Raw genomic sequence first — 18,658 nt, 5'->3', positions numbered from 1 at the left:
GGCGCGGGAATAAGAATTAACGCAAAATCATATATGCCGCGCAGAGCGTAAACAAAATAACAAATATCCAGCTGAACCAGTAAAATGCATTACTTGCCCCCAATCCTGTGCGAGAAACAAAGACATTATCCGTTGCAACAAATAATCCGGACGTCTTACGAAATTGAGCAATATAATAAACGCAATAACCCAGCATGAAAAATATGAATAACACACCACCGACCTTATGAGAAAAGATCGCCAGCAGCAAGCTAACAGCTATTATGCCCAAATAGACGACTGCTGCGGTAGATTCCATTTTTTTTAATTTTTGCCTGATGGCGCTATCATGCAGCGCTTTCCAGCGTCGAAGTGTACTGATACTAAAAGCATATTTTTCGCACAACGCTTTATCAGGTACGCCTTCTTTAGCCTGGCGAAGAAAATCTGCAATTTGTTCGTCTGTAAAACGCTTTTTACTCATCGAGTCTCTTCCTTCGCAGAACATAGATGGGATTTGCCCTCACCTGCAAGATGAGTAACGGAAAAGATTCTGAGTGAGAGAGGTACAGATTCTAGATACAAAAAAGCCCGTTTTCACGGGCTTTTTATGCAGGAGAAACCGAAAATTATCGTAAATTTTGATTTCGCCTTAAATTTGGCGGAAGCGTAGAGATTCGAACTCTAGAACCCTTTCGGGTCGCCGGTTTTCAAGACCGGTGCCTTCAACCGCTCGGCCACGCTTCCAGAGTGAGGCGCACTATAAACATCTCTGTGCGCTATGTAAAGAGGCTAATTGAAGAATTTGATAATGTTCCGGTTTTGCACCCGGCGCACTTTTTTGCACATATGTGCAAACTTTTAGCAAAAATGTAACATTGCGTCGATATATTCCTGACTGTCTTTCACAGCCAGGGGTCAACGAGTGTCTTACCCATCTGATATCTACCCACGCCACAGCGCGTGGCAAAAGCTCCGCCATACTCTGTCGATTGTCAGCCATGAGCCCGCCAACCTGCTGGCTGTGCTGCTGCTCGCGCTGTTCAGCTGGATAATCCTGGCTCCGGTCATTTCCGTGTTGCTGAACGCGGTGCTGGTGCAGAGCGGCGATGAAGGCCGTACCGGAGCAACCGAGGGGGCATTTACCGCCTGGTACCTGCTGCGCACGCTCAGTTCGCGTATGTCCGATATCCTGCTCTGGACGCCGTTGCTTAATACCCTGGCGGTGGCGCTGAGCACCGTCACCATCGCCCTGGTGGTTGGCATCGTGCTGGCATGGCTGGTGAATCGTACCGATATCGCGGGCCGCAAGTGGTTTGCCACCCTGCTTATCGTCCCCTTTATGCTGCCCTCCTGGACCTTCGCCCTGGCATGGAGCACCATCTTCAAGAATCACGCCATCGGCGGGCAGCCGGGATGGCTGGAGGCGATGGGGATCCAGACCCCGAACTGGATGGCCTACGGCTATTTCCCCATCGTGACCATTATGGCGCTGCACTACGCCCCGCTGGTGATCCTGATTGTCGGTAACGCCCTGAAGCGCATGGACAGCCAGATGGAGGAGTGCGCCCAGGTTCTCGGCGCATCCCGCCGGGTTATCGCCTTTAAAATTATCATCCCGCTGGTACGCCCGGCGCTGCTCTCTGCCGCCCTGCTGATTTTCGCTGACTGTATCGGCGAGTTCGCCCTGCCCTATATTCTTGGCCTGCCGGTGCATTTCGATACGCTCTCCACCGGGCTGTACCGGGCCATCGGCACGCGTCAGTCCGGCGTGGCGGCGGTGATTGCGGCGGTGATCATGCTGATGGGCATGCTGACCCTGATGCTGGATATGAAAATGCTGCGCGAGGCGAAACGCTTTGTGACCCTCGGCGGAAAAGGGGTGATGGAGCGCCGGCGCAGCCTGGGACGCTGGCGCAGCGCCGCTACCGCCCTGCCGCTGGTATTCGTGCTGATGGGAGTGGCGATCCCGCTGCTGACCCTGTTCCTGTCAACGGTGATGATCCTCCCGGGCCGCTTTAGCGCCGATAACTTTACCCTCGATTACTGGGTTGGTCACAACCTCGACACCGTAGCCCTGCACAACGGTATTCTGCTGAGCCCCGAATTCTGGCGCACTGTGGGGAACACGCTGGTCATCGTCGGCTCGGCCTCTCTCGCCTGCGGCGTGCTGGGTCTGCTGGTGGGCTACGCGGTGCTGCGCTGCCACTTCCGCTGGGTCGCCGCCTTCCTGCGCCAGCTGACCTTCCTGCCCTATCTGGTGCCGGGCATTGCCTTCGCCGCCGCCTTTCTGTCGCTGTTTGCCGTGGCCCGGGGGCCGGTTCCGGCCCTGTACGGCACCCCGTTTATTCTGATCCTCGCGCTGATTGCCGAAAAAATGCCCTACGCCAGCCGCTCCGGCATCGCGGCGATGACCCAGCTCGGCAAAGAAGCCGAAGAAGCGGCGCGGATTGCCGGTGCCGGCTGGTTTGCCCGACTTCGCCGCATCGTCATCCCGATTCAGGCTGCGCCGCTGGCGACCGGGATCCTGCTGCCGTTTATCTCAGGGATTAAGGGGGTCAGCCTGTTCGTCATCCTCGCCACCCCGGCCACCGACGTGCTGACGACCTGGTCCCTGCGCCTGATTGACTACAACTACCAGCAGGCGGCCAATGCCGTGGTGCTGATGATTGCCCTGATTTCATGGGCTGGCACGGTGATGATCCAGCGGATCACCGGTACCGGTCTGGCTGATGGTCTGGAGAAATAAGATGCCTGATATTCAATTAACGAATCTCACCAAAACCTACCCTGGCAGCGATGCCCCGGCGGTGAACAACATCAACCTGACGGTGAAAGACGGCGAGTTTATGTGTCTGCTGGGGCCGTCCGGCTGCGGCAAGACCACCATCCTGCGGATGATTGCCGGCATTGAGCACGCCAGCGGCGGGGAAATTAGCATTGGCGACAAGGTCGTTGATTCCATCGCCAGGGGCACGTACGTGCCGCCGGAAAAGCGCGGCATCGGGCTGGTCTTCCAGAGCTATGCGCTCTGGCCGCATATGACCGTCGAGCAGAACGTGGATTTCGGCCTGCGGCTGCAGAAAGTGCCCGCCAAAGCGCGTATCGCCCGCTGCCAGGACGTGATGGAAAAACTGCGCATTGCCGATTACGCCAAACGCTATCCGGCGCAGCTCTCCGGCGGTCAGCAGCAGCGCGTGGCCCTGGCCCGTATGCTGGCGGTCAATCCTGGCGTGCTGCTGCTGGACGAGCCGCTCTCGAATCTCGACGCCACGCTGCGCCTGGAGATGCGCGCCGAGCTGCGTCGCCTGCATGAAACTTTCGGCACCACCATCGTGTTTGTCAGCCACGATCAGTGGGAGGCGATGACCCTTGCCACCACCATTGCGGTGATGAGCGCCGGACAGATGCAGCAGGTGGGCACCCCGGATGAGATTTACGCTACCCCGGCCAACCGCTTTGTCGCGGAATTTATTGGCACCCCGCGCCTGAACATGATCCCGCTGCACCAGCCCTGCAGCGAGCTGGCGCAGCATCTGCAACGGCGCTTTACCCTGCACGATCAGACCCAGCTCTGCGGTATCCGCCCGGAAGAGATTGTGCTGAGCGCAGAGTCTTGCAGCAACGCCGTTCCGATGACCATCGATAATATTATGCCCACCGGTGGAAGCTGGGTGATTGAGCTGGTGGCCGGGGAAGATCGGCTGTTCCACTCCACGCAGCTGCGACCGCGCTGGCAGACGCGTCAGCAGGTGCATTGCCAGCTCCCGACCTCGTCCCTGCACTTTTTCAACCGCAACGGACTGCGTCACGACGTGACCGCGAATTAACCCCATTGACCCTTAAGGAATTCACATGAAGCGCAAGTTGTCCGCCGTCCTTATCACCAGTGCCCTGCTGAGCAGCGCCGTCGCTCAGGCTGAAACCTTCGATCTGCAAAAGCTGATCGCCGCCGCGAAACAGGAGCAGCCGATTACCGTTTATGCCTCGACCGGTAAAATCGTGCAGCAGGCAAAAGCCTTTAGCGAGCAGTACGGCTTGCAGGCCGTGGGCGTGAAAGCCGATGCGCCGCAAATCATTGAGATCATGAGCCGGGAAGCGCAGGCCAAAAACGTTCGCGCCGATGTCGCTATCGTTGAGGACGCCCCTGCCGGGATGACGCAGCTACTCAAAAAAGGCTATGTCCAGAGCTGGGTGCCGGACGATCTGAAAGGCGACATTGCCGCCCGCTATCAGGAGCCCCTGACGGTGGTGCTGGCGCCAAACGTGTTTGCCTATAATACCGATCATCACGCTACCTGCCCGGTGACAAACCTCTGGCAGTTGACCGAGCCGAAATGGCGGGGCCGCGTCGCAATGCAGGATCCCACCAGCAAACCGGCCTATACCGACTGGTTCAGCCAGATGGAAACCCACTACGATCGGCAGGTTCGCGATGCTTATCAGCAGGAATTTGGCAAGCCGCTGCAAACCGACGAAAAATCCGCAACCGCAGCCTTTGTGAAGGCGCTGGCGGCCAACGGTGTACTGCTCACTCACTCCGATAACGACGCGGCATCCGCCATCGGCGCGCCGGACAGCAAAACCGACTTTGTCGGCCTGGTGTCAACCGCCAAGTTCCGCGACAACAAGCAGGGGATGAAGCTGGGTCTGTGCAGCGGCCTGAAGCCGTTCATCGGCTGGAACTACCCGAGCCTCGGCGTGGTCGCCACCGGCAGTAAAAGCCCGAACACCGCGAAGCTCTTTACCCACTATCTGCTGACCGCCGAAGGCATCGCGCCCCAGGGCGTGGACGGTAAAATGTCCACCAACCAGAAGGTCAACCTCCCCGCCGACGAAGCCTCCGGGATTGAAAAACATCGCGGCGAGCTGATGGAATACCTGACGGCCACCGCCCAGGGCGACTGGGCGAGCCGCCAGGACTGGCAGGACATCTGGAGCCTGAACTACAAAAAGTAGTTTTCAGCGTACATTTTCATTCTGAACAGGCAGCACACTTTGACTACTCATGATATTGAACAGCGGGAAGCCGCGCTGAGGCGCATTATCGTTGACGCCGGGGATACTGCCCTGCGCTTCTTCCGGTCGCGAAAAGCGGGCGAGTATGAACTGAAGGGCCATCAGGATCTCCTGACCGAGGCCGATACCTTCGTTGAGAAGCAGGTTCTGGAGGCCCTTGCCGGGGCGTTCCCGGACGATTTGATCCTCGGCGAAGAGTCCGCCAGCCAGCCTGCCAGCGCGGAGAGCCTGTGGGTGGTGGATCCCATCGATGGCACCGCCAACTTCGCCCGCGGCATCCCCCATTTTTGTGTCTGCATGGCGTGGGTTCGCCAGGGTGTTACCGAGCTGGGGGCGATTTATAACCCGGTAAGCCAGGAGCTTTATCTGGCCCGTCGCGGCCATTACGCCCTGAAAAACGACCAGCCGCTGCGCTGCACCACCATTACCGACCCGCAGCGGGCCGCCGTTGAGCTGGGCTGGTCTTCCCGCCATAGCCACAATCACTATCTTAAGGTGCTGGGCTCGCTGCTCACGCTGGGCGCCAGCGTGCGTCGGGGCGGCTCCGGGGCGCTGGCGCTGGCCTGGGTGGCGGAAGGCCGCACCGACGGGTATCTCGAAATTCATATGAACGCCTGGGATTGCCTGGCGGGGCTTTTACTGGTGCGCGAAGCCGGTGGCGTGACGGGGGTTATTCCTGAAACTGCCGGGGGTATTTTCAACGGCCTGCCGGTGCTGACTGCCGCGCCGGGCATTGCGGCGGAACTTGCGGCTGCGGCGGGGATCCCGCTGACGATCGAAACAGAGGCGAAACCCGCGGCAGGGCACTACCCTCGCCCGCCCATCAGCCTGATCGCCGAGGATTTTCCCGGCTGGGGCGTGGATATTTATATTGGCGGATCCAGTGGTGTCAGCGATGCGGCCCTGCTGGCCGAACATGATATCGGGGTCGTGATTAACTGCGCGGTCAACCTCGATATCGACTGGGTGATACGTCCGGAAGCCAGTGCGCCTCCGCACCTGTTATCTCATGGTTCAAGCCCGGTCCGCTATTACAAGCTGGGGCTGGTCGACGGCGAAGGCAATGCACCAGAAATGCTGCACGCTGGCTATCAGCTGATGCGTTCGGCGTTGCTCCAGCAGATCCCGGATAAAGCCTCCTACCCTGTCCGCAAACGCGGCAATATCCTCGTCAACTGTCGCGGCGGGCGCAGCCGCTCTGTCGCTCTGGTGGCGCTGTTTATGCATCTGGAGTGCCCGGCACGCTTCCCGACGCTCGAGGCAGCTATCGATCTTATCCGCGACCGGCGCCAGCTCCACCCGGACGAGTGGTATGAAACGCCGAAGCCGTCGCTGATCCGCCTGGCCGAACATGCCATTATCCGCGAACGGGCCATCGCCGGAGTGGAACAGCGTCATGAGCAATAACAGCCTGCGGAAAAATCCCGGCTTCGCCAGCGCCACCGAGGTGGCGCGCCTGGCAGGGGTCTCCCGTTCTGCGGTGTCACGCACCTTTACGCCGGGTCGCAGCGTGTCTGAGGATACCCGGCGTAAAGTGCTGGCCGCCGCTGAAGCGCTGAATTACCACGTCAATCATCTGGCGCGGGGGCTCTCCCGGGAGGAGAGTCGTCCGGTCTGTATTCTGGGCGGCAATCTGTCGTTTCCCTGGCAGTCCAGCCTGCTCGACCACCTGACCCGCCGTCTGCACCAGGCCGGACGCGCGGTAATGGTGATCAATACCGACGATGACGAAACGAGTGCCCGGGAGGCGCTGCAGCAAACGCTAAATTATCGCTCAACCGCCACCATCGTGCTGTCGGGCAAACCACCCGGGTCATTGATTGAACTCTGCCTGCAGAGCGGGCAACAGGTGATTGCCATCAACCGTATGGGCCAGTTCCCCAGCGCGGACAATATTGATATCGATTACAGCTCGACGATGAAGGAAGCATATGACTGCCTGATTGCCGCAAACTGCCGCCGTCTGGCTGTGGTCTCCTCCTCTGCCCGCTCCCCGAGCATGATTACCCGTGAAACGCGCTTTCTGGAGGCCGCCGCCGAAACGGGGAGCGAGGTCACGCTTATCCGTCCCGGTAGCGCCAGTTACCAGACCGGCGTCCTCGCCGCACGGGAATTGCTCAGCCAGGCTTCTGTGCCGGACGGCGTCTTCTGCGTCACGGATCTCATCGCCTGCGGTTTTATCGATGCCGCCCGCCACGAGTTTGGCCTGCTTATTCCTGAAGACATCAGCGTGATTGGTTTTGATGATATCGAACAGGCCAACTGGCTGGGGTATCAGTTGACGACCTTCGCCCAACCGCTGGCAGAGATGGCGGAGGCTGCCTGTGACATGCTGCTTGCAGCAGATGCTGAAAAACCGGCCTGCCGGGTGTTCAGGGCGCAGCTGGTGAAACGGCGGACCACGGGTCTTGCCCGGCGGCGCTGCGCTTGCACGGGCCTACAAAAACCGTAGGCCGGGTAAGCGCAGCGCCACCCGGCAATACTTACCTTAGAACCACGCCTCCCACATCGCGCCGACGTTGAAGTCGTCGAGCGTTTCATCTTTCGTGTTGTTCACGCGGGCGGTGCGTTCGTTATCCACCTTACCGCCGGTGACGTAGAAGCGCAGCATCGGACGGAATTCCGGGCCCATCGCAATGGACATGTTCTGCGACAGGGTCAGCTTCCAGCCCTTGTTATCCCCGCCGTTGTCGTAATCAACATGCTGCCAGCCCGCTTCCAGCCAGGTGGAGTGCACGTCGTTCCACCAGTGCATCGGCCGCACGATGGCGTTGTAGTTCTTGCGGTTGTCGGTGCTGTCACGGCTGTTGTCGTAGTCGTGGAAGGCCAGAATGTACTCCACCTGGGTCGCCTGGGTGAACTTGTGCAGCCCTTCGAAGCTGGCGTACACCGTGGTCAGGTCCTCGGTTTTGTTGAACACGCTGTTATCGGAGTTATCAGAGTAGCGGGCGATCACCTTGTTCACGCCGCTGTCGTTGGTGTGGCTCAGGACCACGCCGCCCTGCCAGGCGTTGGTGCGCTCTTCCGTTTCGATGGCTTTCGAGTCAAAGCCGTAGTTGGCGTACAGCTCCAGGTCGATGGGGCCGAGCTTCATGCCGTGAATTTTGGAGGTGGCCGCGTAGTTGCCCTTGTCGCCGGTGCCGGAGCCGCCGGTACAGGTGATGCGCGACGGGTTGGCCTCGTCGTCCATCACTTCCGGGCTACAGGATTCGACTGCCGCCACGGTCGCCACGTCAAACTGCACGCCGCCGATGTCGAAGTTCTTCACCCCGGCACCCTGGCCGTCGTGGTTCATCCAGAAGTAGTCGTTGATACCCTGTTGCGGACGCTGGTGGAAGTCACGCCCGGCCCAGAGATAGGCGTTCGGGTTGGACGCCAGAATGTTGGTCACCCCGGCGTAGGCCTTCTTCAGGTTAACCTCGTCGCCCCAGTGGTCGATCATCACGTTGACGTCCCAGATGGCGCCGTTTTCGCCCTTGAAGGCCTTGGAGAGCTGGAACTCGCCGCCGTTACCTTCGTTACCCAGACGGCCGATCGCCGAGGCGCCGTTATAGGAGCCGTCCACCGCGACGTATTTCTGATCGGCGGCCTGGAAGTGGGCCCCGTAGCGGGCATAGCCGGTAAATTTAATCCCGAACGGGATCGCCATATCCGGGGACTGGGCGGCGCTTTGCGGTTCGTTGATGACGTCGGCTTTTTTCGCCACCGCGGCATCCATTTTCGCCTGGCGATCCGCCAGGGCTTTATCCACCGCTCTGGCCACAATGGCGTCGATTTGCTCCTGCGTAAACTCCTGGGCGAGGACAGAAAGTGGGCAAAGCGCGGCGATTACCGCCATTGTTAATGGAAGTTTTTTAATCATATTCATGGTTATCTCAATATATTTAAATTTTATTCAGACAATAACCACCCCGTTCCGGATTGACAGAATATGTCGCTATCATCAGAAAAGGTTGATTTTTATTTTTTAGGGTCCAGAGGCTTTATACTATTATCGTAAGGTTATCTCCTTCACAGAATTATTCATGTTGAATTCAAAAAATGCGGGCGCTCACAGGAAGCGGCCAATAATCGGCTGAGACATACCCTCTATTTTTCTGGCCGATTGCTCAATTACGTTATTTCACTATCAGAGTAAGATAATGCTCAAACGTGAACCGCGTCGCAAAAATAACCTTATATTTCCACCACATTGACAACCCGGCGGCTGAACTATTTAGTGAGGCTATATAAACCAGCGCTCGACGATCACAGAAGTAAAAAAACATAATTACTTAATTTAAAAACGTAATGGATTCTCCCGGACCACCTGTGTCAGAAAGAGCTTAACATTCATAAAACAAATCGGAGATCGGATTAGAATGAGTAAAAACATAATGCAAAGCCGGCATGATGAATATCATAAATTATCTCGTGGGGAACGGATTGGTTACGGGATGGGTGACTTTGCGCAAAACCTTGTGTTTGGGACGATAGGGGGTTTTCTGGCACTTCACATGTTGACCGTAAATACAATCGGTACAGCAACGGCGGGATTCATATTTCTTTTTGTGCGCATCATCAACGTTTTTTGGGATCCGATGGTAGGCACCTATGTTGACAAAAGAAGTTCAGCGGCTGGCAAGTATCGCCCCTGGATTTTAAGGGCCGGGGTTCCGCTCGTTATTCTTTCCGCTTTACTTTTTGCGCCCATTCCGGGCGTCAAAGGTTCCGTTCCCTTTGCGTTTATCGTTTATCTGGCACTGGATCTCGTCTATTCCGTAGTGAACATACCTTATGGTTCCCTGAATGCTTCTTTAACAAGAGATCCTGAATCGATTGATAAACTGACCAGTACGCGAATGATGTTGGCTAACAGTGCCAATCTGCTGGTCTATACCCTCTTCCCTATGTTTGTCCAGATGGCCTCGCCAAAGGATCGGAGCCTTAAGGATACGGGGTTCTTTGGCCTTGAGCTCAATATGGGGAACTATACCGATCCATCAGCGAACTACGCCTGGTTTGGCGTTTACTCGATTTATATGGTAATCGGAGCGGTTGCACTTTTCATTTGCTATAAATTCACTAAAGAACGTGTGGTTGCCTCTGCCGAGCAAACGGCCAACGTAAAAACGACAGATTTATTCCTTGAACTCAAAAATAACCGCCCTCTGGTTATTCTCGGACTCTTTTTCATGCTGGCCTTTACGTTCATGTTCTTCATGAACACGGTAAATGGCTTTTTCAATCAGTATGTTGTAGGCCATTCCGAATGGATGGGCGCCGTTGGCCTTGTCGCCTCAATACCGGGCATCCTGTTCCCGATTTTTTGGCCCAAACTGAAGAAAATCTTCGGTAAAAAAGGGTTCTTCCACATTTTCCTGGGCATGTTTATTGTAGGGGAATTATTAACTTACGTTTGGTCACGTGAGGGTATGCATGATGCGCTCTGGCTGGCTTACATCGCTACATTCATTAAACAGTGGGGTTTAACCTCGGCTACCGGATTCATGTGGGCACTTGTTCCTGAAGTCATTGCTTATGGTGAATTAAAATCAGGCAAGCGAAATGCTGCCATCATCAACGCCATTATGGGTCTCTTTTTCAAAATTGGTTTTACTATCGGCGGAGCGATTCCACTGTGGTTACTGGCTGTTTATGGCTTTAACGAAACAGGGGCACAACAGAGCGCCAATGCTATTGACGGAATAATCATCACTGCGGTCTGGATCCCAATCGTGTTAGCCTTTATCTCGATGATCGTTATTCACATTTATCCTATCTCAGATAAACATGTCACGGATATTAACCGTCAGCTTGATGAGATCCGCGTTTAGTTTTATTTTCATTAAAAAGTCTTAGAACGATATAAGTCAGTAAAATTTAAAAGGTAGAATGTTATGTCACTTATTCAGAACCCTGTACTCCCTGGTTTTAACCCAGACCCAAGCATTATCCGTGTAGAAGATACCTACTATATCGCAAACTCAACGTTTGAGTGGTTCCCTGGCGTTCGCTTGCATGAATCAAAAGACCTGCAAAACTGGACTCTTCTGCCCAGTCCTCTGTCCACAACAGCGCTTTTAGATATGAAAGGCAACCCCTCTTCTGGCGGGATTTGGGCTCCGGCGCTCTCATACGCCGATGGCAAATTCTGGTTGGTTTATACAGATGTGAAAATCACAGAAGGCGCTTTTAAGGACATGACAAATTATCTGACCACCGCAACAGATATACGTGGTCCGTGGACCGATCCCATCAAACTAAATGGCGTCGGCTTTGATGCGTCACTGTTCCATGATGAAGACGGGCGTAAATATTTGGTTCAACAAACCTGGGACCATCGCGAATACCATCATCCTTTTGATGGTATCACCTTAACGGAGCTGGATACCCGGACCTTAAAATTAAAACCAGAGACAGCGCGTACGATTTATCGCGGCACTGCCGTTGCACTTGTTGAGGGGCCACATCTCTACAAGCTGAACGGGTACTACTATCTTTTCGCCGCTCAGGGCGGGACTGTATTTACCCACCAGGAGGTGGTTGCGCGATCCAGAACCTTAGAGGCCAACAGCTTTGAAACACAACCGGGAGAGGTATTCTTAACTAACGTCGATACGCCAGACAGCTATATCCAGAAGCAGGGGCATGGGGCGTTGGTGTCCACCCCCAGCGGTGAGTGGTATTATGCCTCGCTCTGCGCACGTCCGTGGAATCGTGCAGGTGAGTCAGCCTACGATCCTCGTGGTTGGTCAACCCTTGGCCGGGAAACGTCTATTCAGAAAGTGTACTGGGATGAAGATGGCTGGCCACGTATTGCGGGAGGCCATGGTGGAAAAACCTTTGTCGAGGGGCCGGCCGATGCCATTTATACCGAAAGCGCAAAAGACCATAGCCAGCACGATGATTTTAAAACGGCGACACTGGATATTAACTGGAATACGCTTCGTGTCCCCTTTACAGAAAAAATGGGTACCACGGGCGATGGAAGGCTGACGTTAACGGGACAGGGTTCTTTAGCGAATACCCATAACCTTTCGCTGATTGCCCGACGCTGGCAAGCCTTTTATTTTGATGCTCAGGTTAAAGTCAAATTTAATCCATTTAATTACCAACAAATGGCCGGGTTGACGAATTATTATAATGACCGCCACTGGAGTTTCGTTTTCATTACCTGGAATGAAATCAACGGCTCTGTCATCGAAATAGGTGAGAATAACCGTGGAAAATATACCTCTTATTTGAAAGATAACGCCATCAAGATCCCAGAGGGCACAGAATTTGTCTGGTTCCGCACGAAAGTTCGGAAGGAAACTTATACGTATGAATACAGCTTCGATGGCGTCACTTTCACAGAGATCCCTGTTAAATTAGATGCCGCTATTCTTTCTGATGATTATGTCCTGCAAAGCTACGGCGGCTTCTTTACCGGAGCGTTCGTTGGCCTGGCGGCAGTCGACTACTCTGGTTACGATGCCAGCGCAGAGTTTTATAACTTTGTTTATCAGGAGCTTGGCGATAAGAAAACTGGCGATAATGCCTGGAGCTGGGACGCGAGCGAATCACGTTTTGATTAAATAATAAAACGCCTGCGTTATTGCAACGATAACGCAGGTTCTAAGGGGCTACCTGATACCGTGACGCCGCGCGTGTAATAGCAAACGGCTTTATGCGGCACCCGGGTAGATGAAGCAATGCTGGTCATGGCAAACCTCTCCTGCACAAATAATTGCCAGAATATCTCTTCCGCTTGGCATAAGCATCATGATTATTAGTAGGTTTATCATAAATAATTCGGTGCTTAGTTGCTGAAGAGATTAGCATGTAGTATTTTGAAATTTTCACAGTAACGCTGATTTTTCAGGAAGTTATTAAGTTTCATAATAAATATACGATTAAATGAGCTTCGCGGCAGAATATATAAACAGATCATTTACGGCGATTTATTTCCCCAGGGAAATAAAGCATGACTAAGAAGGGGCAATAAAATGAAGAAAATACTATTCATGACAATTTTCCTGGGTATGAGCGCATCGGTTGCTGCCGGAGAAGCGCATTTTTGTGGTTCGCCTGAAGTTAGTGCTTTGGCAAGCGGTCGACAAGATATTAATGACAGCACGGTTTTCACCTGCGGGGGTGGCATTAAAGGTACTCTTCCAGAACTGGCAAAACAGGGCTGGAAAATTGTGCAAGTAAGCGATCAGATGGCATCGACTTCCCAGATGGATCCGAGTAAAGCCACTGTCTATTCGCGTTTAATTATACAGAAAGACTGAGTGCGTTCGGTTGCTGTATATTCTTTATAAACTCCGCACTACGACAGAACAGAGATTCCCGGCAGACATACCGGGAATCAGATAAAACTGCAAATTTCATAAATGAACAACTGGACAGGATATTAATCAAAGATAGGGGAACATTTTAAATGCCGACCATAAGTTATCATTGAGCGCAACAAGCCCAACGGAAATATAGGCCAGTATCGCGAGAAACCCTGTCAGGTATAAAATGGGTTTTTTAATTTTTCGCCTGAATTTATAAATGACGACTGTAGTGATCGCCATCACAATGGCCTGCCATATCAGATTTGTACCCAGATCGTAGGGATTAACCACACTCCCTATCATCATGGGTACAGTAAGAATAGAGTATGCACCCTTGAGTACAAACCATACGATCCCGCCAGGAACTGCGAGAATACCGCCCTGATAAACTAACATACCCGCAGAATTGAGCCCGGGAATGAGAATTAAACCAAAAACAATCGCCCAGGCCAGGCAGGCGACTATAAGATACCCAATAACCTGACCTATAACCTGATCACCCTCATGATGCGACGAATTAAGAGCAGAGTTAGCAAGTTCTGATTGATATTTTTCCTTCGCGTCTGCAATTCGAGCCTGTGATTCAGTATCGTACTGTAAATGAGGTCTGGCATTTGTTACATAATTCCCATCACCATCTTGTCTTACACCCATAACAAATCCTCTTTATTATTAATTAGCTTTGATGCGTAGTTAACAACTTATTTTCTTATGAGAATTTACTCACCCATATTTTCAAGTGGATATTGTAACTAAGTAGAAAAGAAAATGAAGACAGCAGAGAAATTATATTTTCATTGCAATATGAAGTACTTCATTCCTGATTGCTATTTCTATTCATTTAGCATTCCTGTCCTTCCGGCTGGTGACCGCAACACTGGCCACTGCCTGTGATGACCGGTGGGCCCTGCTCAGTGAGCTGGTTAAACTCATTGTTTAAACGGTATCAGCTTTTAATAAAAAGCAGTAACAAAAAAGCCCTGCGATATTGCTATCGCAGGGCTTTCAAATTTGGCGGAAGCGTAGAGATTCGAACTCTAGAACCCTTTCGGGTCGCCGGTTTTCAAGACCGGTGCCTTCAACCGCTCGGCCACGCTTCCTAAGTGAGGCGAACTATAAACACCTCCGGGCACCCTGTAAAGCGCACCCGCGATCGTTCGCCTGAAAAATAGTCAAAATGCGTTTAATCGGTTGAATAGACAACGCATTGACCATTTTCTCAGCACAGTGTCTTAGCGGCGGCCCTTAGTGCTTTTTAATATACATATCTTTGGTGAAGTAATACCCCAGCTTATCCGGCGTAAAACCCCCCACCCACGGTTTTACCAAGTGGGTGCGAACATAGTGATAAACCGGGATCGCCGGCACGTCCCGAGCCAGCAGATCTTCAGCCTGCTGGTAGAAGGTGCCGCGCTCGGCGGTGGTCTTCGCTTTTGCGGCGTTGTCCAGCGCCTCGTCATAGGCCGGATTGCTGTACTGGCTGGTATTTTGACTGTCGCCGGTACGGAAGTTATTCAGGAAGGTGGCCGCATCGTCGTAATCGGCGATCCAGGCATAGCGCACCGCATCAAAGTTGTGGGTGTGCATGGTGTCCAGCATCGTTTTCCATTCCTGGTTTTGCAGCTTCGCCTCCACGCCGAGGTTTTTCTTCCACATCGAGCTGGCAGCGATGGCAATCCGCTGGTGCGACTCCGAGGTGTTATACAGCAGATTAAAGCTCAGCGGATGGCTGTCGTTATAGCCCGCATCGTTCAGCAGTTTTTTCGCTTCGGCAATGCGTTTTTCCAGCGGCCAGCTGGCGTAGTCCGGATTGTGCAGTTTGACGCCGCCGATATCCGGCTGGCTGATGACCCACGCCGGACGCTGCCCCTGCCCTAACACCTTCCCGGCGATAATGTCTTTATCCAACGCCAGGTTCAGCGCCTGACGCACGCGCGGGTCGTTAAACGGCGGGCGGGTGGTGTTGAATTCGTAGTAATAAGTCGCCAGTTGCGGGGAGACATCCAGCTCGCTGCCCAGCGTTTTTTGCAGCTGGGAAAACTGGTTGATTGGCACGGTATAGACAATATCAATTTCGTCCGCCTTGTAGCGGTTGACGTCGGCGGCTTCGGAGGCGATCGGCAGGTACGTCACCTTGTTGATCACCGTATGGGCGTTGTCCCAGTAGCGCGGGTTACGCTCGGCAACGATCCGCTCGTTGACCACCCACTGGCTGAGGGTATAGGGCCCGCTGCTGACAAAGTGCTCCGGCTTGGTCCACTTATCGCCATAGCGGCCAATCAGCACCTTATCGACCGGCACCAGCGACGGGTGCGCCAGCATGGCAAGGAAGGCGGCGTTAGGCTGGGTTAGCGTCACTTCAAGGGTGGTGTCATTCAGGGCTTTTACTCCCAGGGTGTCGGGAGATTTCTTGCCCTCGGCGATATCGGTGGCGTTCAGCAGATGCATGCTGCCGGGGTAGCTGGCGTAGGGCGAAGCAGTTTTAGTATCCACCAGCCGTTGCCAGCTCCAGACCACGTCCTGAGCGGTGATGGCAGTGCCGTCACTCCAGGTAATGCCCGGGCGAAGATGGAACGTCCATACGGTGTTGTCCTTATTCTCCCATTTCTCAGCCAGCCGCGGCTGGATCTCCCCGTCCGGCGAGACGCTGACCAGACCTTCGAACAAATCGCTGATAATATTGAATTCGACGTCGCTTTCGACTTTATGCGGATCGAGCGATGCCGGTTCATTGCCATTATTCCTGACCAGTTCCTGCTTCTCTGCCAGCTCAGTGCCTGCCGGTACGCTGGCGGCAAAGGCCGTTGCGCTTGCGCAAAGGATGCCTGCCGTCAGCAAAGAGAGTGTAAATGTCGCGCGTGATGATGGTTTCATGTCCTTCGCCTTATCGTTTCGTTTTGTCGACGCAAAATAACTCTTAGCGTTGCGGCTGGAATAAGGCAATATATTTCAGTGACCTATAAGAGCTTGATCTGATTAATCCTGACAAACCGCGGTTCGTTCTGCATATGGTGCGTTGTGGAACATTTCATGCTGGCTCTTCCCCTAAGACGCTGAGTAAAGATGGGTAAAACCACTTTGTAACCGGCGCGTCGTTTTCTATTCTTGCCGTTAATTACATCTGTCATAAGAGAGTGACTCATGGATCGTATTATTAGTTCTTCACGCGACCGCACATCGCTGCTCAGTACCCACAAGGTGCTGCGCAATACCTACTTTATGCTCAGCCTGACGCTGGCCTTTTCTGCACTGACGGCAACCGCCAGCACCGTGCTGATGCTGCCGTCTCCGGGTCTGATTCTGACGCTGGTCGGCATGTATGGTCTGATGTTCCTGACCTACAAAACCGCTGACAAGCCGGTAGGTATTTTGTCCGCGTTCGCCTTCACCGGTTTCCTGGGCTATATCCTGGGGCCAATGCTTAACACCTACCTGTCTGCCGGGATGGGCGATCTGATCGGCCTGGCATTGGGTGGTACGGCGCTGGTGTTCTTCTGCTGTTCCGCTTATGTGCTGACCACCCGCAAAGACATGTCTTTCCTCGGCGGTATGCTGATGGCGGGCATCGTGGTGGTGCTGATTGGTATGGTGGCAAACATCTTCCTGCAGCTGCCGGCCCTGCACCTGGCCATCAGCGCAGTGTTCATCCTGATCTCCTCCGGGGCGATCCTGATGGAAACCAGCAACATCATTCATGGCGGCGAGACCAACTATATCCGCGCCACCGTGAGCCTGTATGTGTCGTTGTATAACATCTTTGTTAGCCTGCTGAGCATCCTGGGCTTCGCCAGCCGCGATTAACCCTCAGTGCTGTATAAAAAGCCCCGCTTATGCGGGGCTTTCTTTTTTGGTAAACTGCCGCAGTTTTCGATAAACCTGTGATGATTATGCTGAACTTTGAAGGTAAAGAGATTGAGACCGATAGCGAAGGCTATCTGAAAGAGACCAGCCAGTGGAGCGAAGGGCTGGCGGCCATCATTGCCGAAAAAGAGTCTATCGCCCTGACGCCGGAGCACTGGGAAGTGGTGCGTTTCGTGCGTGACTTTTATCTTGAATTCAACACCTCCCCGGCCATCCGCATGCTGGTGAAAGCGATGGCCAATAAGTATGGCGAGGAGAAAGGCAACAGCCGCTATCTGTATCGACTGTTCCCGAAAGGCCCGGCAAAACAGGCGACCAAAATCGCCGGCCTGCCTAAGCCCGTGAAGTGCATTTAATAGCGAATACCGAAATTGACGTAGTCCCGGTCGGGTTGATGCGGTTCTGACAGGACCTTTTCAACCCGGGCGATGCGGGGCCCGCCCGCTTTAAGCCAGGCAAGCAGTTTGTCGACCTGTTCCGCTTCGCCGCAGGCCACCACCTCAACGCTGCCGTCATCCATATTGCGCGCGTACCCGGTCAACCCCAGATCTGTAGCTTCACGCTGGGTGCTATAACGAAAGCCAACCCCCTGAACCGTGCCGTGAACCCACGCGATTGTGCAGACTTTTGCCATGATATTTCCCCTTATCCGTGTCTGGCCCTGAACCACAAGAATAGCAAATTATGGCCGGACGATTAGCGTAACGTTTTGGGTAAGCACCCGTAATGCTGGCGGAAACGGGCCGTAAAACGCGAGCTGGAAAGGTACCCACACTGCATGGCGATCTCACCGACAGACAGCCGTGTCGACTGTAACTGAGACAGCGCAACCGCCATGCGCACCTCCTCCACGATCTGGCGAAAGCTGTGCGACTCTTCGCGTAAGCGTCGGCGTAGAGTCGGCACGCTGACGGCCAGGCGACTGGCAACATCCTGCGCGGTCCATGCCCGGGCGGGTGACATCATGATGAACTGCCGTACCTGCTCGGTGAGATTGACGTTGCGTTCGATAAGCAGCGGCCCCGCCACCCCATCATGCAGCAGCGCCAGCAGCAGCCCGAAAGCCTGATGCTTTTGCAGTTCGTCGGGAAAATCATGCCGGACTGCATGCAACAGGTTGCCCCACATAAAGGCCAGCCCTTCGCTGAGCGGCGCACAGAGCGAGTCGGTTTTGCTGCGCGGCCAGGATTGCAGGTAATGGGCTTTAAACGCCGCGATAATATCCGGCGACAACAGCAGCAAATCAGAATGGAAAATGCCCTGCGCTGGCTGATTAACGATCTCCATCGGCGTATTCGCCGGGATAATGATCAGCTCATCGGGGGTGGCAACAAGACGGCTATCCTCATGAATAATCACCTTACTGCCGTGCGTAATATGGCAGATGGCAGGATAAAACAGCTTAACCTGATGCAGGCGATGCATTTTGCTGGCACTGACCTCAGCCGCGGTCAGATGTTTATGTTGAAAATGAAAATCCTGCACCGGTCGAC

16 protein-coding genes and 2 tRNA genes are annotated in these 18,658 nt (G+C 54.0%); 10 read left to right on the top strand and 8 right to left on the bottom strand.

Annotated features, from left to right (window positions below):
- Positions 1-16: 16 nt before the first annotated feature.
- Complete coding sequence (locus GNG27_RS08405; RefSeq protein WP_142488978.1) at positions 17-463, bottom strand: transposase; 447 nt, start codon at positions 461-463, stop codon at positions 17-19.
- A gap of 175 nt (positions 464-638) precedes the next feature.
- Positions 639-726, bottom strand: a tRNA-Ser gene (locus tag GNG27_RS08400).
- A 178-nt stretch (positions 727-904) separates the two neighbouring features.
- Between GNG27_RS08400 and GNG27_RS08395 the strand changes: the two genes are divergently transcribed.
- Genes GNG27_RS08395 through GNG27_RS08375 form a run of 5 tightly spaced genes read left to right on the top strand, consistent with a single transcriptional unit; the run spans position 905 to position 7,450 of the window.
- Entirely contained in the window at positions 905-2,728 is a 1,824-nt protein-coding gene (locus GNG27_RS08395) for an iron ABC transporter permease (RefSeq protein ID WP_156263370.1), read from the top strand.
- Between the two features lies 1 nt (position 2,729).
- Positions 2,730-3,809 (top strand): ABC transporter ATP-binding protein, encoded by a 1,080-nt coding sequence (locus GNG27_RS08390; protein WP_156263369.1) that lies wholly within the window; start codon positions 2,730-2,732, stop codon positions 3,807-3,809.
- Positions 3,810-3,834: 25 nt separating this feature from the next.
- Entirely contained in the window at positions 3,835-4,938 is a 1,104-nt protein-coding gene (locus tag GNG27_RS08385; RefSeq protein ID WP_156263368.1) for an ABC transporter substrate-binding protein, read from the top strand.
- Positions 4,939-4,977: 39 nt separating this feature from the next.
- Complete coding sequence (locus GNG27_RS08380) at positions 4,978-6,405, top strand: inositol monophosphatase family protein (protein ID WP_156263367.1); 1,428 nt, start codon at positions 4,978-4,980, stop codon at positions 6,403-6,405.
- Complete coding sequence (locus GNG27_RS08375; RefSeq protein WP_156263366.1) at positions 6,395-7,450, top strand: substrate-binding domain-containing protein; 1,056 nt, start codon at positions 6,395-6,397, stop codon at positions 7,448-7,450. Before GNG27_RS08380 ends, GNG27_RS08375 begins: the two co-directional genes overlap by 11 nt.
- A 36-nt stretch (positions 7,451-7,486) precedes the next feature.
- Here GNG27_RS08375 and GNG27_RS08370 read toward each other — a convergent pair whose 3' ends face one another.
- Positions 7,487-8,866 carry a carbohydrate porin gene (locus GNG27_RS08370; RefSeq protein ID WP_142488972.1) on the bottom strand — a complete coding sequence of 460 codons (1,380 nt, stop codon included), beginning with the start codon at positions 8,864-8,866 and terminating at the stop codon, positions 7,487-7,489.
- Positions 8,867-9,374: 508 nt separating this feature from the next.
- Between GNG27_RS08370 and GNG27_RS08365 the strand changes: the two genes are divergently transcribed.
- The 3 genes from GNG27_RS08365 to GNG27_RS08355 all read left to right on the top strand — a co-directional run bounded on the left by GNG27_RS08365 (position 9,375) and on the right by GNG27_RS08355 (position 13,256).
- Positions 9,375-10,814 carry an MFS transporter gene (locus GNG27_RS08365; protein WP_185902419.1) on the top strand — a complete coding sequence of 480 codons (1,440 nt, stop codon included), beginning with the start codon at positions 9,375-9,377 and terminating at the stop codon, positions 10,812-10,814.
- A 63-nt stretch (positions 10,815-10,877) separates the two neighbouring features.
- Complete coding sequence (locus GNG27_RS08360; protein ID WP_156263365.1) at positions 10,878-12,557, top strand: glycoside hydrolase family 43 protein; 1,680 nt, start codon at positions 10,878-10,880, stop codon at positions 12,555-12,557.
- A 411-nt stretch (positions 12,558-12,968) separates the two neighbouring features.
- A complete protein-coding gene (locus GNG27_RS08355; protein ID WP_156263364.1) occupies positions 12,969-13,256 on the top strand; it encodes a hypothetical protein in 288 nt (95 codons plus the stop codon).
- A 126-nt stretch (positions 13,257-13,382) separates the two neighbouring features.
- On the opposite strand, the gene GNG27_RS08350 is transcribed toward GNG27_RS08355, so the two are convergent.
- The 3 genes from GNG27_RS08350 to GNG27_RS08340 all read right to left on the bottom strand — a co-directional run bounded on the left by GNG27_RS08350 (position 13,383) and on the right by GNG27_RS08340 (position 16,178).
- On the bottom strand, positions 13,383-13,958 hold the full coding sequence (locus GNG27_RS08350) for a hypothetical protein (RefSeq protein ID WP_156263363.1): 576 nt from the start codon (positions 13,956-13,958) through the stop codon (positions 13,383-13,385).
- A 358-nt stretch (positions 13,959-14,316) separates the two neighbouring features.
- Positions 14,317-14,404 (bottom strand) — tRNA-Ser (locus GNG27_RS08345).
- A gap of 145 nt (positions 14,405-14,549) precedes the next feature.
- Positions 14,550-16,178, bottom strand: a complete 1,629-nt coding sequence (locus GNG27_RS08340) for an ABC transporter substrate-binding protein (protein ID WP_156263362.1) — start codon at positions 16,176-16,178, stop codon at positions 14,550-14,552.
- 267 nt (positions 16,179-16,445) lie between these two features.
- Here GNG27_RS08340 and yccA point away from each other — a divergent pair, with 267 nt between their 5' ends.
- Positions 16,446-17,105 (top strand): FtsH protease modulator YccA, encoded by a 660-nt coding sequence (yccA, locus tag GNG27_RS08335; protein ID WP_032617416.1) that lies wholly within the window; start codon positions 16,446-16,448, stop codon positions 17,103-17,105.
- A gap of 86 nt (positions 17,106-17,191) precedes the next feature.
- On the top strand, positions 17,192-17,521 hold the full coding sequence (gene tusE / locus GNG27_RS08330; protein WP_103823605.1) for a sulfurtransferase TusE: 330 nt from the start codon (positions 17,192-17,194) through the stop codon (positions 17,519-17,521).
- On the opposite strand, the gene yccX is transcribed toward tusE, so the two are convergent.
- Together yccX and GNG27_RS08320 are read right to left on the bottom strand one after the other, a co-directional pair.
- The gene (yccX, locus tag GNG27_RS08325; protein ID WP_142488965.1) at positions 17,518-17,799 is read right to left on the bottom strand and encodes an acylphosphatase; all 282 of its coding nucleotides are present in this window, start codon (positions 17,797-17,799) and stop codon (positions 17,518-17,520) included. The two genes, tusE and yccX, sit on opposite strands and share 4 nt — an antisense overlap.
- Positions 17,800-17,861: 62 nt before the next feature.
- Positions 17,862-18,650, bottom strand: a complete 789-nt coding sequence (locus tag GNG27_RS08320; RefSeq protein WP_156263361.1) for a helix-turn-helix transcriptional regulator — start codon at positions 18,648-18,650, stop codon at positions 17,862-17,864.
- Between the last annotated feature and the right edge of the window lie 8 nt (positions 18,651-18,658).

The organism is Leclercia sp. 119287 (assembly GCF_009734485.1).
In the GTDB taxonomy this organism is placed as follows: Bacteria; Pseudomonadota; Gammaproteobacteria; order Enterobacterales; family Enterobacteriaceae; genus Enterobacter; species Enterobacter adecarboxylatus_C.
Note: the sequence above shows the minus strand (reverse complement) of the source record. Positions and strands in the feature narration are given on the sequence as shown.

Coding starts and splice junctions, on each gene's coding strand:
- GNG27_RS08350 (WP_156263363.1), bottom strand. CDS start 13,958: ATGGGTGTAAGACAAGATGGTGATGGGAATTATGTAACAAATGCCAGA.
- tusE (WP_103823605.1), top strand. CDS start 17,192: ATGCTGAACTTTGAAGGTAAAGAGATTGAGACCGATAGCGAAGGCTAT.
- GNG27_RS08340 (WP_156263362.1), bottom strand. CDS start 16,178: ATGAAACCATCATCACGCGCGACATTTACACTCTCTTTGCTGACGGCA.
- GNG27_RS08360 (WP_156263365.1), top strand. CDS start 10,878: ATGTCACTTATTCAGAACCCTGTACTCCCTGGTTTTAACCCAGACCCA.
- GNG27_RS08385 (WP_156263368.1), top strand. CDS start 3,835: ATGAAGCGCAAGTTGTCCGCCGTCCTTATCACCAGTGCCCTGCTGAGC.
- GNG27_RS08375 (WP_156263366.1), top strand. CDS start 6,395: ATGAGCAATAACAGCCTGCGGAAAAATCCCGGCTTCGCCAGCGCCACC.
- GNG27_RS08405 (WP_142488978.1), bottom strand. CDS start 463: ATGAGTAAAAAGCGTTTTACAGACGAACAAATTGCAGATTTTCTTCGC.
- GNG27_RS08390 (WP_156263369.1), top strand. CDS start 2,730: ATGCCTGATATTCAATTAACGAATCTCACCAAAACCTACCCTGGCAGC.
- GNG27_RS08370 (WP_142488972.1), bottom strand. CDS start 8,866: ATGAATATGATTAAAAAACTTCCATTAACAATGGCGGTAATCGCCGCG.
- GNG27_RS08355 (WP_156263364.1), top strand. CDS start 12,969: ATGAAGAAAATACTATTCATGACAATTTTCCTGGGTATGAGCGCATCG.
- GNG27_RS08365 (WP_185902419.1), top strand. CDS start 9,375: ATGCAAAGCCGGCATGATGAATATCATAAATTATCTCGTGGGGAACGG.
- yccA (WP_032617416.1), top strand. CDS start 16,446: ATGGATCGTATTATTAGTTCTTCACGCGACCGCACATCGCTGCTCAGT.
- yccX (WP_142488965.1), bottom strand. CDS start 17,799: ATGGCAAAAGTCTGCACAATCGCGTGGGTTCACGGCACGGTTCAGGGG.